Here is a 13,815-nt window from a genome sequence, read left to right as displayed (position 1 = left end):
GAAAGGTCAGATCAAAGAAGGCGACCCGAATGTCCGCGACCCTCCGCTTCGCTGCGGGCAACCTGCGTCGTGGCGGTTGCGGCTCAGGGGGTTACCGTGCGTCGGTCCAGAACCTTGTCTATCAGGCCCCATTCGCGGGCTTCTTCTGCGGTCATGAAGCGGTCGCGGTCCAGGTCGCGTTCCACCTCTTCGTAGCTGCGGCCGCAGTGCTGGGCGTACAGGCGTGTCACGCGGTCCTTGGTGCGCAGCATTTCCTCGGCATGGATGCGGATGTCCGAGGCCTGGCCCTGCACGCCGCCCAGCGGCTGGTGCACGTGCAGGCTGGCGTTGGGCAGGGCCATGCGGTGGCCGGGCTCGCCGGCCATGAGCAGGAAGGAGCCCATGGAGCGCGCCGTGCCCATGCACAGCGTGTGCACGGGTGACTTGATGAACTGCATGGTGTCGTACATGGCCAGGCCGCTGGTGATCACCCCGCCGGGCGAGTTGATGTAGAGGTGAATGGGCTTGTCGGGGTTCTCTGCCTCCAGGAACAGCAGCTGCGCGCAGACCAGGGCAGAGACCGCATCGTTCACCTCGCCGTTGAGAAAGATCACGCGGTCGCGCAGCAGGCGCGAGTAGATGTCGAAGGACCGCTCTCCGCGCGCCGACTGTTCGACAACCATGGGGACGAGCATCATCGATTCGCGCATGGGCGAACTCCTGTGTGTGGTGGTGAAAAAAAGAAAGGGCTGCGGCCCTGCGCCGCACGCCCCGTTGCCGGGGCCCTCAGGTCGCGTGTATCAGGTCGCGTACATCAGGAAGCCGCCGTCGTTGGCCGCTTCCCTGGCGGGCTGCACCCGCGCGTCGGTCAGCACATGGACGATGCGCAGCAGCGTGCCGCCATCGGCGCCGGGGCTGATCTGCAGGTCCACCGTGCTTTCAAGAAAGGGCGGCTCCGCCTCGCGCAGCCGCAGGCGCAGTTCCTGCTGCGGCACCTGCAGCAGCGGCTCGGCATGCTCGGTGCCCGGCAGCCACTGCGCGCGCAGCTCGGGAATGCTCAGCGCGCGCCAGACCTTCTCGGGCGGGGCGTCCAGCGCGTACTCCTGCACCAGCTCGCGGGCCGCATCGTCGGTGTCCATATTGCTCATCTTGTTCATTGGTCCATGTCCTTGAGCAGGCCCTTGAGTGCATCCACGCGCTGCGGCCAGTAGGCGCGGTACTTCGCCAGCCAGCCCGCAATCTGCGCCAGCCCTTCTGGATCAACCTCGTAATGCATGAAGCGCCCCTGGCGCTGCTCGCTCACCAGCCCCGCATTGCGCAGCACCGCCAGATGCTGGGACATGGCCGACTGGCTGATGTCCATCCCCTCGCGCAGCGCGCTGGCATGCATGCTGCCAGCGGCCAGCTTCTCGAAGATGGAGCGGCGCGTAGGGTCGGCCAGGGCCTTGAAGATGTCGTTCTCGGGCATGGCAACACTTTAGCAACCACTTATTTCAAACGCAAGCCCCGCACGCCAATCCCACTGCCACGCCCTCATCCGCAAACCGCTTGGCCGCCTTGAGCAGATAGCTCACGGCATAGAGGATGGGGTCGTCGGCCTCGTCGCCATTCAGATGGTCCACCACCTCGATGGCATAGCCCAGGTCCACCGCCGTGTCGTGCAGCAGGCCCAGCAGTTCCTTGTCCTCAGGCTCCAGCGACTGCGCCTGATCGGCCTTCACGTAGTAGATGCGCAGCAGGTCCCGGCACACGCAGTTGATGGCCGTGATGTTTTGGCGTGCGTGCAGGTCCAGCACATCCAGCGCGGCGCCCATGTGCAGGACGGCGTCGATGGCGAGGTCGGCGAGCCGAGGCGCGCCAGAAGCAGCCGTTGAAGGATCGGGATGATGAGGCATCCTGCGATGCTCGTTGAATCGGCGAGGGGCGTCTCTACGGAATTCGTAGAACGGAAGGCAAGCCAGGATGGTTGTCTTCGGCTTGGATACGAAGATGGCGGCCACCCGTGGAAACGTCTCACCGGATTGCGCAAATCCTCGGAGTGCCGACTGCCTACCTTTACTGCGAGGACGATGATCTTGCTGAAGTGATCCTGGCGTGGAGCAAGCTTGCTCGCGGCGGTCGGGCGCAGGCGAAAAAAGCTGTGTTGGGGTTGGTGGCTGGGCGGCAGGGGCGAATCAACTGCAGCCCCGATGACGGCATGTTGGCAGGATTAAGCGGCGAGAGATCGCTGGCTGCGTATCGATATCTCGAAGGGAGGCTGTTCTTCTCAGACGACGGCAAGCCACCAGAAGCAGCCGGTCAGCCTTCAGCCCGAGTATCCTAAGACCCATATGTTCGAAGTGACGCCAGATATTCTTGCCACCGCCCGCTCGGAGCTAACAGCAGGTCGGCCTTCAGTGGCATTGCGAGCTATTGCACGGCGCTTTCAGCTCGAACGCACTGATGTTGCATGGGTTGCGGCAGACATATTTCAGAACATTGCAACACCCGAAGTCCAAGCCCTTTGGCACTGGGATATGGCAGGATACGGCAAGGGTCATACAGACGAAGAAATTGACAGTCTGCTCGGCCACCTTGTCGTTAAGTAAAAATAGGCGCGCTTGCAAAGTACAGCATGCGACTAAAACCTGATCTTCACCACCATCTCCCGGCATCATGAATAAAGATCTCCTCTTTTTTGCACTCGTTGCTGTAGTGTTCTTAGGGGTTTTCGTCTGGGACCGTTGGAATTACCGGAAAGCAAGGAAGATCATCTCCTCCTGGAATTGCTTTCGTTGCGGCGCAAACTTGGGTCCTATGCAATCCGTTTTTATTCGTGTAGCTGGAGGTCCCGGTTCGGCCACTTCAGCACGTGTATGCCAAAAATGCGCAAAGCGTGATTCGCGCATCTGGTGGGCAGGCATAGCACTTGTCAGCATCCTCCTTGTAGCGACCGGTGTCTTCTTGGCATGTTCAGGGGGCCATTGAGTGCGCTTCCGGTATTGTGCTGAAGCGATCGCAGAATCGGTGTGTTCCTGCTCTTTCCTTCTGGCCGGTCGAGTTCGGCCAAAACCGGCAGCTCACCATCCCCGTACAAAAGAGCCAAAGGCGGACGATTGCTGGCCATGAAGCAGCAGCAATTGGCTGCTAAGCAAATTGCATCCAGAGATCCGGAAACCGAATTGACACGAGCCTTCAGGAATTCATCGAGCCACCACATCCAGGCGCGGCACCACCTCATCGTCATCGCCGGACAGCAGCTCAAAGGCCTTGAAGACCGCGCGCTCGACGCGCTTGACCAGGTCTTCGTCGCTGAAGATCCCGGGGTACGTCTTGCGCAGCCTGCTGCTGACCTTCATGTTGGTCACCAAGCCTCCATAAGGGCGGACATCTTTTATTCAGAGGCATCCGTTCAGCACAAACGTCAAACATCCGAACGTCAATCTCGATTATGCTGCCGTCTAAATCCAGTTAATCCTATGAGCCTCGACACATCCATTCCTTGCTTTCCAGAGCTAGACGACTGGCCGTTCGCCCCAACCCATCCAGTGCGAATCGCTGCTCATGGCCGATATCGAGATTCTGGTCCTCAAGGGAGCACTTACTATGTTGATCTCAAAGATTTCGATGATAGATGCATCCCTTTTTTCTTCGAGCGCTTTCTCGGTCGTCTCTGCTACGGATCTTCATATGAAACCGGGGAAGATGCGGCCTTCCTTCGACGCGGGAGGCGTATCGAGCAAGAAGCGATCCTCCTTATCGAAGATCTAGCCACAAAATCCCCGCAGTACGAGGAATTATTGGAGAAGATAAGGCATGCAAAAGTGTGGACCGCTGGAATTTAAGTAATCATTCAATCCCACACCGCTTCGTGGCTTAACTCATGTATTAGTTGCTCATCTGCAACGGGTTGCCAGAGAAGGTTTTGCGGCGCCCTGCCGGTAACGTCGCGGCGCAGGCCAGCACGCAGGTACGGCGCTTGAGGCGGTTCTGTCAGGGATCTATAGCGTGTCATGAGCTTTGGTTCGCCGCCACTGGTAGGCGAGTAGAGTTCGGCGGTGCCCTCAAGCCCTATCCAACCGACGTCAGTGATGAAGAGTAGCTTTTCTGCGTCGTACCCCGCCCTGATGGATCGGCACGCGTTTCCCGAGCCAATCCATCCTTAATTCATTTGAGGAATACAAAATGTGGTCTCCAGCCAGTATCGACCAATTGCAGGAATATCGGATTGCGTTGTGCCAAGCGCCTGACGGCGCTCGTACACATGCGCTGCAACTCGCGACAGAAGCGCAGACACCGGAGCACACTGTTTTTATGACTAAAGTCGTTCCTACGGAACTACTTTTGAGAGGTAATTTGCGAGCAATCTCAAAGGCTGTCACCTTAACCAACGGTCAACGATATTGGGTAGACCCGCATGGGGTTTGGCTCACCTTGGAAGAACTTGATGCACTCGAAAGCGATGACGACTCCGAAGTTCCCTGGATCAATGGATTGCCTGCTCTTTTTGCGCCGAAATAGGAGAATATCATCCATCAACCATCTAATAGATGATTATCCTCAATGACATGTTATTGCACGTTATTTATTCGCTCCGATGACCGCTCGGAACTTACTTCCGAAGTATTTCTGCAATCTTCACTGGAGAATTTCGATTTTACAGATGAAGAATCTCCAGAGCGACGCCAGACACGAAAACGACTAGACGCAGCTGGAATCCGAAGGCGACCCGATCTGCCTAGGTATGGATGGGTTTTAGAAACGAACGGTAAGGTTCACAGTACAAGCATAGAGGATCATATTAAATCCTTGCTAAGCTGCCTGAATAATGAAAGACGCCTTGGCGATTTGAAATCAATGGGCTATAAATATTATTTCTCAGTCTTCTGGGGCGGAAATGGGACGGGAGGCGGTCCATTTATCACAAGCGAAACTTCGGCCCTACTCGCCGAGCATGAAGCCGAAATAGAGATTTGCTTCTATTATGAAGATGCGTCGTAGTTTAACGAAGGCGGCTTCGTCGCCAGGCTCATCGGCACGCACGATCGGAAGGTCTGGAAAGAGCTGACCTGTCATGGTTAAGCAATGGGATTGGCCGCTTTCGTCTTCTCGGCTGGCGGCTGCAGCCCGTCGGGCAGCCGGCAGATGCCCTGACGTTGCTACGTGGCCTCCTGGCGGGCCAGGTCGGAGCCTTATCGAAAGACGAATCGGGTGACGCCCCGCAGGCGCTGCTTGACATCGCCGTGAGAGGCGCACAGGACAAACGTCAGTTGCCCCGCCTATTTCTCCACCACCACGGCCGAACTGGAGTGCCCGCCCCTGAAAGAACACCAACGGGCTGCTGCTCCGAAACCTGCCCAAGGGCACTGATCCGAGCGTGCGCAGCCAGGACGCCGCCGACGCCAACGCCAGCAGCCCCACGACAGACCTCTTGCCATACATGCCGTCAACACCCCGCTGGCCGTCTTCTCGCACATGCCGGCAATGGCCCAGCAAGCCCCTGCTCTTTCTCAGTGACCAGCGTGCCGCGCCCCGGTCCTGAGAGCGCCAAAACTAAAATGCCGCCATGACTGCACCCTCGGCTTCCCCCCATTCCTTCGACAAACTTGCGCTTTCGCCTGCGACGCTCGCCAATCTTGAGCGGCTCGGCTACCTTGAAATGACGGCGATTCAGCTCGCCAGCCTGCCCCCTGCGCTTGAAGGCAAGGATGTGATCGCCCAGGCGAAGACCGGCAGCGGCAAGACCGCAGCTTTTGCCCTGGCGCTGCTGGCCAAGCTGGATACGCGCAATTTCTCGGTGCAAGGCCTGGTGCTCTGCCCCACCCGTGAGCTGGCCGATCAGGTGACGACCGAGATTCGCCGCCTGGCGCGTGCGGAAGACAACGTCAAGGTGGTGACCCTGTCCGGCGGCGTTCCGCTGCGCGGCCAGAACGCGAGCCTTGAGAACGGCGCGCACGTGATCGTGGGCACGCCCGGCCGTGTGATCGATCACCTGGACCGGGGCAATCTGAACCTTGATTCGCTGAACACCTTGGTGCTTGACGAAGCGGATCGCATGCTCGACATGGGTTTCGTCGATGACATCGCCAAGGTCGCCAAGCAGTGCCCCCCGCAGCGCCAGACCTTGCTGTTCTCCGCAACCTACCCTGAAGGCATTGCCAAGCTGGCCGCGCGCTTCATGCGTGACCCGGTCACGGTCAAGGTCGCCGCGCAGCACAGCGGCGAGCAGATCGAGCAGCGCTGGTACGAGGTGGACAAGGAAGAGCGGCTGCCTGCGGTGGCTCGCCTGCTGGAGCATTTCCGGCCCGAGAGCACGCTGGCCTTCTGCAATACCAAGGCGCGCTGCCGGGCCCTTGCCGAGCTGCTGCAGGCCCAGGGCTACAGCGCGCTGGAGCTGCACGGCGATCTGGAGCAGCGTGACCGTGACCAGGTGCTGGTGCGCTTCGTGAACGGCAGTTGCTCCGTGCTGGTCGCCACCGATGTGGCGGCTCGCGGGCTGGATGTGACCAACCTGGGCGCCGTCATCAACGTGGACATCACGCCCGACCCTGAAGTGCACGTGCACCGCATCGGCCGCACAGGCCGCGCCGGCCAGAAAGGCCTGGCCCTGAGTCTTGCGACGATGGACGAAATGGGCGCGGTCGGAAACATCGAGCAGATGCAGGGCAGCCCATCCGTCTGGTACCCGCTGGACGAGCTGACGCCGACTCCCGGCGGCCGGCTCCTGCCATCCAAGGCCACCATCCACATCAATGCCAGCCGCAAGGACAAGATCCGCCCGGGCGATGTGCTGGGCGCGCTCACCGCAGACCTGGGCTACACCCGCGAGCAAGTGGGCAAGATCGACATCAACGAGTTCGCAACCTATGTGGCCGTGGACCGCAAGATTGCGCATGACGTGGTTGCCCGGCTCAATAGCGGAAAGATCAAGGGGAGAACGGTGAAGGCGCGCTTGCTCAAGGATTGAGCGGTTGCAGGCGCCGAGGCACGAACGACCACAACGGGTCGTTTCGCGCCAGCCACTGCCCATTCTTGTTTCGTTGGGATCGACGGCCAACGATGGTCCTGGCTGCTCACCGGGTCCGCCGGCCGCGCCCTCGCCTTGAACGGTCTGGAAAGACCGGGCCTGTCATGACTGCGCGGCAGGGTTGGCCGCTTCGGCTTTTTCTGCGGGCGGCTGCAGCCCTTCGGCCAGCGCCGCGCCCAGCGCGTCGATCACTGCCCGCACGCCCGGCACGTTGCGGCGGTCGCGGTGATAGGCCAGGTACACCGGGCAGGACGGCAGCGGCGCATCCACCTCCAGCCGTGCCAGGCCGGGCACGGCATGGGCCATGGCGTCGGGCAGCAGGCAGATGCCCTGGCCTTGCTCCGTGGCCTCCTGGCGGGCCAGGTCGGAGCCGGATCGAAAGACGAACCGGGTGGCGCCCCGGCTGGCCAGCCACAGGTTGGAGGTGTCCTGCCGGCCGGTGGCCAGGTCCTGTCCCACGAAGTCGTGGCTGGCGAAGTCCTGCACGCGCAGGCGGCGACCCGGCAGGCGCTGCTCAACATAGCCGTGCGAGGCGTACAGGCCAAACGTCAGTTGCCCCGCCCATTTCTCCACCACCACGGCCGAGCTGGAGCGCCCGACCCGGAGCGCGACGTCCACTTCGCGCCGCCCGACATCCGTGAAGCGCGACTCCACGGCCACTTCGATATGCAGCCCGGGGTGCGCGCTTCTCAACTGCGAGAGCACGGCGGTCACCGGCTTCACGAAGCCTTCGCCCATGCTGACGCGGATGGTGCCGGTCAGCGCATGGGCCTTCTCAGCGGGCCGGTCGTCGCGCTTGATGCCGCCCAGTCCCAGCTCGAATTGCTCGGCCAGCTCCACCAGTTCCATCGCATCGGGCTCGACCGTCGTCCCTGCGCTGCTGCGGTGTACCAGGGCGCGGCCAAGGGATTGCTCCAGCGCCTCGATGCGCCGCGCGACGGTGGAGGTGGACAGGCCCAGGGCCGCGCCTGCGGCCAGCAGGCTTTGGTGGCGGTGAAGCGCCAGGAGCACGCGCAGGTCATCCCAGGTGGTGGGCGGTTGGTTTTTCATGAATGCAAATCAGCTTACCAGCGCTGCCCATTCCCAGGCGGGCCCCCCGTCGCAATACTCGAGTGCATGAAAACCCCTTTTGATTTCTCCCAGATAACCGTCCTGGTGACCGGCGCCTCCATGGGCATCGGTGAAGTATTCGCCAGGGAGCTTGCCCGCCGTGGCGCCAAAGTCGTGCTGATCGCGCGCAGCCGCGACAGGCTCGAGAAGCTCGCCCGCGAATTGCCCGGCGCCGAATTCCTGGTGGAGGACCTGGCCGCACCCGGGGCGGCCCGGCGGGTCTTCGAGGCCGTCAGCGCCAGGGGCCTGCTGCCGGACCTGCTGGTGAACAACGCCGGCTTCGGCACCCACGGCAGGTTTGATGAACTGGCGCTGGACATACAGCGGGAAGCCATCGATCTGAATGTGGGCGCCCTGGTGGAATTGACGCACCTGTGTCTCCCCGCACTGGAGCAGCGCCAGGGCGGCGTCATCAACATCGCCTCCACGGCAGCGTTTCAGCCGGTCCCGTACATGGCGGTCTACGCCGCGACCAAGGCCTTTGTACTTTCGTTCAGCGAAGCGCTCTGGGCCGAGTACCGGCCGCGCGGCGTGCGCGTGCTGGCGTTGTGCCCGGGCGCTACCGACACGGCGTTCTTCGCCCGCGCCGGCGAGGCCGCATCCTTCGGGAAAAAAGCTTCCAGCGAAGACGTGGTTCGCCTGGGGCTGAAAGCCTTCGACGACAACCGCGCCTCGGTGGTGCACGGCTGCGCCAACTACCTGACGGCCCTGGGCGGGCGCATTGTCACGCGCGAGTTCATGGCCCGGTTCACGGCGCGCGTGATGAGGCCTGCCGCGCAGCCGGCTTGAAGACGACTGGCAAGAGACAGCGATAGAAAAAAACCTGTCCCCTTCCCAACCCTAGCCCAGCACGAGCCTTGCTAGCCTTGGCACATGCTGATCTCCGAACTCGCCCGGCTCACGGGCGTCTCCATCCACGCGCTGCGGCACTACGAGCGCGCGGGCCTGCTCAAGCCCCGGCGCCTGCCCAATGGCTACCGCGACTATCCGCGCTCGGCCCGGCGCGAGGTGGTGTTCATCGCCATGTCCCGCGCGCTGGGGTTCGGGCTGCCGCGCATTGCCGAGAACCTGCGCGCCTGGCGTGCGGGGCGCATAGGCCCCGGTGACCTGGCCGATGCCGTGCAGCAGCGCGTACAGGAGATAGACGAACAGATCGCTGCGCTGCAGGCCCAGCGCGCCCAGGCCCTGGACCATGTGCAGTGGCTGCGCGCCCGCCAGGCCGAGCGGGATCTGGCGCAGACGGCACCGGCCCCATCCAACGCACCCGACAAACCCGCCGCGCCCTGGCCGCGCGTGCGCCGTGCCGCTTCACCCACCACGAAGGAGACAGGCCATGACTGAGCCGACCACCCACCCCACCCCATCCACCCAGGCGCTGCAGAACGCCGTGCTGGCCATGCCCATGGCGCGCACCCTGGGCCTGCGCTTCGTGCGTGCCGAGCCCGGAGCCACCGAGCTGGAGATGCCCATTGCCGATGCCCTGTGCTTTCAGCCGGGCCAGTTGCAGGCCACGGCGGTCTTTGCACTGGGCGACTTTGCGGCGGTGTCGGCCGCAGGTTCACTGCTGCCTGCCGGCTGGGCCAATGCCACGGTGGACGGCAGCGTGAAGCTCTTCGCCCCCGCACGCGGCACCCACCTGCGGGCGCGCGGCCGCGTGGTGGATGCCGGCCGCGTGCTCAGCATCTGCGCAGCCGACCTGTTCGCGGTGGCCGAGGATGGTCATGAAACGCATTGCGCGACCTGGCTGGGCACGGCGCGCAATCTGGAGCCCAGGCCCGTGCGGGCCTGAGAACGTTCCCCCGCCTCCCCACCCCGTATGTCAGCGCCTGCATCGTGGCGGTTGCGGGGTTGCAGTCCTGCCGAAGGACAGGACTGCTTTGTCAACTGACTTGCCGCAGTTGTTTGAGCGGCGCGCGAAGCGCAAAGCGAGTTCTGCGGCAAACCCCGCGGCCGCCACGACGCAGGTTGCCCGCAGCGAAGCGGAGGGTCGCGGACATCCGGGTCGCCTTCTTTGACCTGACCTTTCTTGGCGAATCAAGAAAGGGCCGTCGGCTGCCGGGCCGAGACCCGGCCTCGAAAAGCAACCGCTCGGCAGGGTCAGAAAAACAGTCCCCAGGCAGACACCCCCTCTTTAAAAGCTCACCCCCGCAGCTTCGCCCGCCTCGCCTTCACCGCCGCAGCCAGCTGCTGCAGCACAGGCACGGTCTGCTCCAGGCTGATGCAGGCATCGGTCACGGACACGCCATGCGCCAGCGGCTGGCCGTCCACGATGTCCTGCCGCCCTTCCTGCAGGTGGCTTTCGATCATCAGCCCCGTGATGCGGGCATCGCCACCGGCGATCTGCTGGGCCACGTCGGCCGCCACGTCGATCTGGCGGCGGTGCTGCTTGCTGCTGTTGGCGTGGGAGACATCGATCATGACCTGCGGGCGCAGGCCCGCACCTTCCAGCAGAGCGCAGGCGGCCTGCACATGCTCGGCGCCGTAGTTGGGCTGCTTGCCGCCGCGCAGGATGACGTGGCAGTCGCCATTGCCGCGGGTCTCGAAGATGGCGGACTGGCCCATCTTGGTCATGCCCATGAAGGCGTGAGGCGCGCTGGCCGCCTGGATGGCATCGCTGGCCACCTTGACGCCGCCGTCCGTGCCGTTCTTGAAGCCCACAGGGCAGGACAGGCCGCTGGCCAGCTGGCGGTGGCTCTGGCTTTCAGTGGTGCGCGCGCCGATGGCGCCCCAGCTGACCAGGTCGCTGATGAATTGCGGCGACAGCAGGTCCAGGAATTCCGTGCCCACGGGCAGGCCCAGGGCCAGCACGTCCAGCAGCAGGGCGCGGGCCATTTCCAGGCCTTCGTTGATGGCGAAGCTGCCGTCCAGGTGCGGGTCGTTGATGTAGCCCTTCCAGCCCACGGTGGTGCGGGGCTTCTCGAAGTAGACGCGCATGACCACGAGCAGCTCGCCGGCCAGGGCGTCAGCCTGGGCCTTGAGCTGGCGCGCATAGTCCATGGCCTGGTCGTGGTCGTGGATGGAGCAGGGTCCGACGACGACGATGAGCCGGTCGTCCCGACCCTGCAGCACGTCCGAGATGGCGGCGCGGCTGGTTTCCACCAGTTGCTGCGCGGCTTCGGGCGCGGGCAGCCATTCCTGCAGCAGGGCCGGGGTGATCAGGGGGCGCACGGCCTTGATGCGCAGGTCGTCGATGCGGGTGGTGTCGTGCGTGCTCAGGGGCACGGCACTGCGTTGTACGTGGGTGGGGGTGGTCATGGCGCTATTGTCGCGCCTTGAGGTTTCCCGACCGGGGCGGGGCAAGTGGCTTGCCCGCCCCTTGGCATCGACTTATTGAGCCGCCGCTGCCGGTGCCGGTGCCGGTGCCGGTGCCGGTGCCGGTGCCGGTGCCGGTGCCGCTGCCGCTGCCGGTGCCGGTGCCGCTGCTGGCGCAGGCGCAGGTGCGGACTCTGGCGCAGCCGGCACAGCGGCCGGTGCCGCGCCGTACTGCCAGCCGGCGGGCAGCAGGCCATCGATCCAGTGCAGGCGCCAGGCCATCAGCGCCAGCAAGGCCACCACGGCCAGCGCCACCAGGGTGTTGCGCAGGCCATTGCCTTCCGCATAGGGATCGCCCGCCGTGCGCCGCGCGCCCACCGGCACCTTGGCGGTCTGCGACAGGCTGCGGCCCAGCGGCAGGTTGATGCGCATGCGGCCGTTGATGGCCCAGCCGCTGGCGTCCAGGATGGGCCCCAGGCTGCGCTGGCGCAGCTTGAGCCAGGCAATCATCATGCTGGGCCCTGAGATGGCCGCGATGAGGCCGACCAGGGCCACGGGAATCCAGGGCCCCAGGTCGATGAACTTGCCGAAGATGCCCACCAGCACGGCGCTGATGGAGCCCAGGGCCACGCCCAGGGCGGCCACGGTGCCCACATCGGTCTTGCGCGGGGCGGCGGCCGCCGTGGCCGTGGCGGCGCTGGCCGCTGCGGTGCCGGGCACCGTGACCAGCTGGCCGGCCTGCGTGCCCAGGCTGGCGGTCACGCCCTCTTCCTTGGCCGAGGCGCGCTTGGCCACCTGTTCCTCCACCATGCGCAGGAATTTCTTGTAGGGCAGGAAGAAGGCCTGGCCGATGCTGGTGGGGTTCTCGATGAGCTTGACGATGGTGGCGTCCCAGTCGTTGCCTGCGCGGTCATAGAACACGCCGTTGCGGCCCACGAAGAGAAAGTCCACATCGCCCGCAGTGAAGGCCGCGACGATGGCTTTCTTCTTGCCCTCGCGCCGGAGCTCGCAGTAGGCCAGGCAGGTCTTGGCGCGGCCGGCCAGCGCGGCATGGGCAGCCGTGTCGCTCACTTCCACGGTCAGGTCGCAGCTGCGGGCATCCAGGTAGAGCGTGCCGGCCTGGAAGGCCGCGCCCTCGCGCCGGTAAAAGAGGCTGAACGAGACGAAGTTGTTGAGCAGCGCCAGCAGGTCGCGCTGCAGGCGGATGAGCTTTTCCAGCGCCACGGCCTGCAGGCTGTGTTCCTTTTCGGACTCGTCCTGGGCGATGAGGTCCAGCAGCGCGGCTTCCTGGCCGCCGTCCAGCAGCGCCTGCACCTCCTGCTGCGACAGGGCATCGAGCGGCGTGGCGGGCCGGGCCGCCAGCCATTGGCGGCAAGGCTGCAGGGCGGCCTTGACCTGTTCCCACTGCGCGGCGGTGATCTCCTGCAGGTCTTCGCCCAGCACGGGCTGCACGGCCTGCTCGCGCAGCGCCTGCAGCGCCCCGGCCCATGCGGGGTTGACCCCCTGCGTCAGCGGCAGCGCGCGATCGGCCGCCACGGCGGCCAGGGGCAGGGCGGCAATGGCCTGGGCGCCGCTGTCCAGCACTTCTCGGCCCAGGGCGGCATAGCCCTCCACGGAGGGGTTGAGCGGGTCCTGCGCACGCGTGTCGAAGGCGGCCAGGCGTGTGCGTGCGAAGAAGTCGTCCACCTTGGCCTGCACCGCGTCCACGGCGCGGGCGGCGGCCAGGGCCTGGTCGCGCTCGGCAATGCCGCAGCCCAGGGCGTCGGCGCCCGCATGCCAGTCGCGCAGTGCGCGCAGGTCCGCATAGAAGGCCTCTGCCTGCTGGCGCGCGATGCCGGCCACGCCGTCGGCGCCGGCAGTGGTGCCGTAGGCCTTGCCAATGCGTTCGATCAGCTCGGCCAGTGCCTTGTCGCCCTCGGCCGTGGCGGGGCTGACGATGCCGTCGCCATTGAAGCGCATGGCCGCCAGGGAGGCCAGGCGCTCGCGCACCTGGGCCAGACTCAGCGCGGCGCCGCCGGCCTGACCGGACAGGGCCAGCATGCGCTCGGCCTCGGCATGCAGCAAGGCGCCCTGCTCGCTGTCGCGCTCCAGGCTGGACAGTTGCAGCACGTCGCCGCCATCGGCCAGCACCTGGGGGTCACGCACGCGCGCCACGGCCCATTGGCAGGCGGCGATCAGTTCGGGCGGGCGGATGCGGCCGTCCTTGTCTTCGTCGATCAGGTCCAGCGTGTCGCTGTCGAACTCGATGCCGCGCGTGGGGCAGGCCAGGGCCACCCACAGCTTCTGGTCCAGCTCGCCGATGTGCGCAATGTCCTGCCCGGTGCGGATGACCACCTGGTCCACTCCACCGGCGCGAAAAAACTCCCAAGCATGTTGCTGCTGCATGAAATACCCAACGGCCGCTCTGGCCAACGTTCGAAAAACGGAAAAAGGGCCGCAGTTTAAAAGTCATTCGGCCTGTCCAATTG

15 protein-coding genes are annotated in these 13,815 nt (G+C 64.5%); 8 read left to right on the top strand and 7 right to left on the bottom strand.

Annotated features, from left to right (window positions below; all coding sequences use genetic code 11):
• Positions 1 to 83: 83 nt before the first annotated feature.
• The 4 genes from ACN20X_RS09610 to ACN20X_RS09595 form a co-directional block, all read right to left on the bottom strand.
• On the bottom strand, positions 84 to 689 hold the full coding sequence (locus ACN20X_RS09610) for an ATP-dependent Clp protease proteolytic subunit (RefSeq protein ID WP_013803771.1): 606 nt from the start codon (positions 687 to 689) through the stop codon (positions 84 to 86).
• Positions 690 to 779: 90 nt separating this feature from the next.
• On the bottom strand, positions 780 to 1,136 hold the full coding sequence (locus ACN20X_RS09605) for an SRPBCC family protein (RefSeq protein WP_016454522.1): 357 nt from the start codon (positions 1,134 to 1,136) through the stop codon (positions 780 to 782).
• Positions 1,133 to 1,447: an ArsR/SmtB family transcription factor gene (locus ACN20X_RS09600; protein ID WP_016454521.1), complete on the bottom strand. Its 315-nt coding sequence runs from the start codon at positions 1,445 to 1,447 to the stop codon at positions 1,133 to 1,135. The genes ACN20X_RS09605 and ACN20X_RS09600 overlap by 4 nt, the downstream gene beginning before the upstream one ends.
• Before the next feature lie 25 nt (positions 1,448 to 1,472).
• Positions 1,473 to 1,874 carry a hypothetical protein gene (locus ACN20X_RS09595; RefSeq protein WP_051139131.1) on the bottom strand — a complete coding sequence of 134 codons (402 nt, stop codon included), beginning with the start codon at positions 1,872 to 1,874 and terminating at the stop codon, positions 1,473 to 1,475.
• Positions 1,875 to 2,309: 435 nt separating this feature from the next.
• Between ACN20X_RS09595 and ACN20X_RS09590 the strand changes: the two genes are divergently transcribed.
• The 5 genes from ACN20X_RS09590 to dbpA all read left to right on the top strand — a co-directional run bounded on the left by ACN20X_RS09590 (position 2,310) and on the right by dbpA (position 6,925).
• Entirely contained in the window at positions 2,310 to 2,567 is a 258-nt protein-coding gene (locus ACN20X_RS09590) for a hypothetical protein (protein ID WP_151020308.1), read from the top strand.
• Between the two features lie 516 nt (positions 2,568 to 3,083).
• A complete protein-coding gene (locus ACN20X_RS09585) occupies positions 3,084 to 3,803 on the top strand; it encodes a hypothetical protein (RefSeq protein ID WP_151020306.1) in 720 nt (239 codons plus the stop codon).
• 340 nt (positions 3,804 to 4,143) lie between these two features.
• Entirely contained in the window at positions 4,144 to 4,479 is a 336-nt protein-coding gene (locus tag ACN20X_RS09580; protein WP_143044711.1) for a hypothetical protein, read from the top strand.
• A gap of 42 nt (positions 4,480 to 4,521) precedes the next feature.
• Positions 4,522 to 4,959 carry a DUF4279 domain-containing protein gene (locus ACN20X_RS09575; RefSeq protein ID WP_350337291.1) on the top strand — a complete coding sequence of 146 codons (438 nt, stop codon included), beginning with the start codon at positions 4,522 to 4,524 and terminating at the stop codon, positions 4,957 to 4,959.
• A gap of 565 nt (positions 4,960 to 5,524) precedes the next feature.
• A complete protein-coding gene (gene dbpA, locus ACN20X_RS09570) occupies positions 5,525 to 6,925 on the top strand; it encodes an ATP-dependent RNA helicase DbpA (RefSeq protein ID WP_016454517.1) in 1,401 nt (466 codons plus the stop codon).
• Between the two features lie 162 nt (positions 6,926 to 7,087).
• Here the strand turns inward: dbpA and ACN20X_RS09565 are convergent, their stop codons facing one another.
• Entirely contained in the window at positions 7,088 to 8,035 is a 948-nt protein-coding gene (locus ACN20X_RS09565; RefSeq protein ID WP_016454516.1) for a LysR family transcriptional regulator, read from the bottom strand.
• Positions 8,036 to 8,101: 66 nt separating this feature from the next.
• Here ACN20X_RS09565 and ACN20X_RS09560 point away from each other — a divergent pair, with 66 nt between their 5' ends.
• The 3 genes from ACN20X_RS09560 (at position 8,102) to ACN20X_RS09550 (ending at position 9,884) form a co-directional block, all read left to right on the top strand.
• Entirely contained in the window at positions 8,102 to 8,884 is a 783-nt protein-coding gene (locus tag ACN20X_RS09560; RefSeq protein ID WP_016454515.1) for an SDR family NAD(P)-dependent oxidoreductase, read from the top strand.
• Between the two features lie 84 nt (positions 8,885 to 8,968).
• A complete protein-coding gene (locus ACN20X_RS09555) occupies positions 8,969 to 9,436 on the top strand; it encodes a MerR family DNA-binding transcriptional regulator (RefSeq protein ID WP_016454514.1) in 468 nt (155 codons plus the stop codon).
• Positions 9,429 to 9,884, top strand: coding sequence for a PaaI family thioesterase (locus tag ACN20X_RS09550; RefSeq protein ID WP_016450324.1), 456 nt, complete (start codon positions 9,429 to 9,431; stop codon positions 9,882 to 9,884). Before ACN20X_RS09555 ends, ACN20X_RS09550 begins: the two co-directional genes overlap by 8 nt.
• Before the next feature lie 350 nt (positions 9,885 to 10,234).
• Here the strand turns inward: ACN20X_RS09550 and ACN20X_RS09545 are convergent, their stop codons facing one another.
• Both ACN20X_RS09545 and ACN20X_RS09540 read right to left on the bottom strand, forming a co-directional pair.
• On the bottom strand, positions 10,235 to 11,350 hold the full coding sequence (locus ACN20X_RS09545) for a 3-deoxy-7-phosphoheptulonate synthase (protein ID WP_016450323.1): 1,116 nt from the start codon (positions 11,348 to 11,350) through the stop codon (positions 10,235 to 10,237).
• A 72-nt stretch (positions 11,351 to 11,422) separates the two neighbouring features.
• Positions 11,423 to 13,732 carry a hypothetical protein gene (locus ACN20X_RS09540; RefSeq protein ID WP_473210535.1) on the bottom strand — a complete coding sequence of 770 codons (2,310 nt, stop codon included), beginning with the start codon at positions 13,730 to 13,732 and terminating at the stop codon, positions 11,423 to 11,425.
• Between the last annotated feature and the right edge of the window lie 83 nt (positions 13,733 to 13,815).

The sequence above is a fragment of the Delftia sp. PX-1 genome (assembly GCF_055797465.1).
This window is presented reverse-complemented; position numbering and strand designations above follow the sequence as displayed.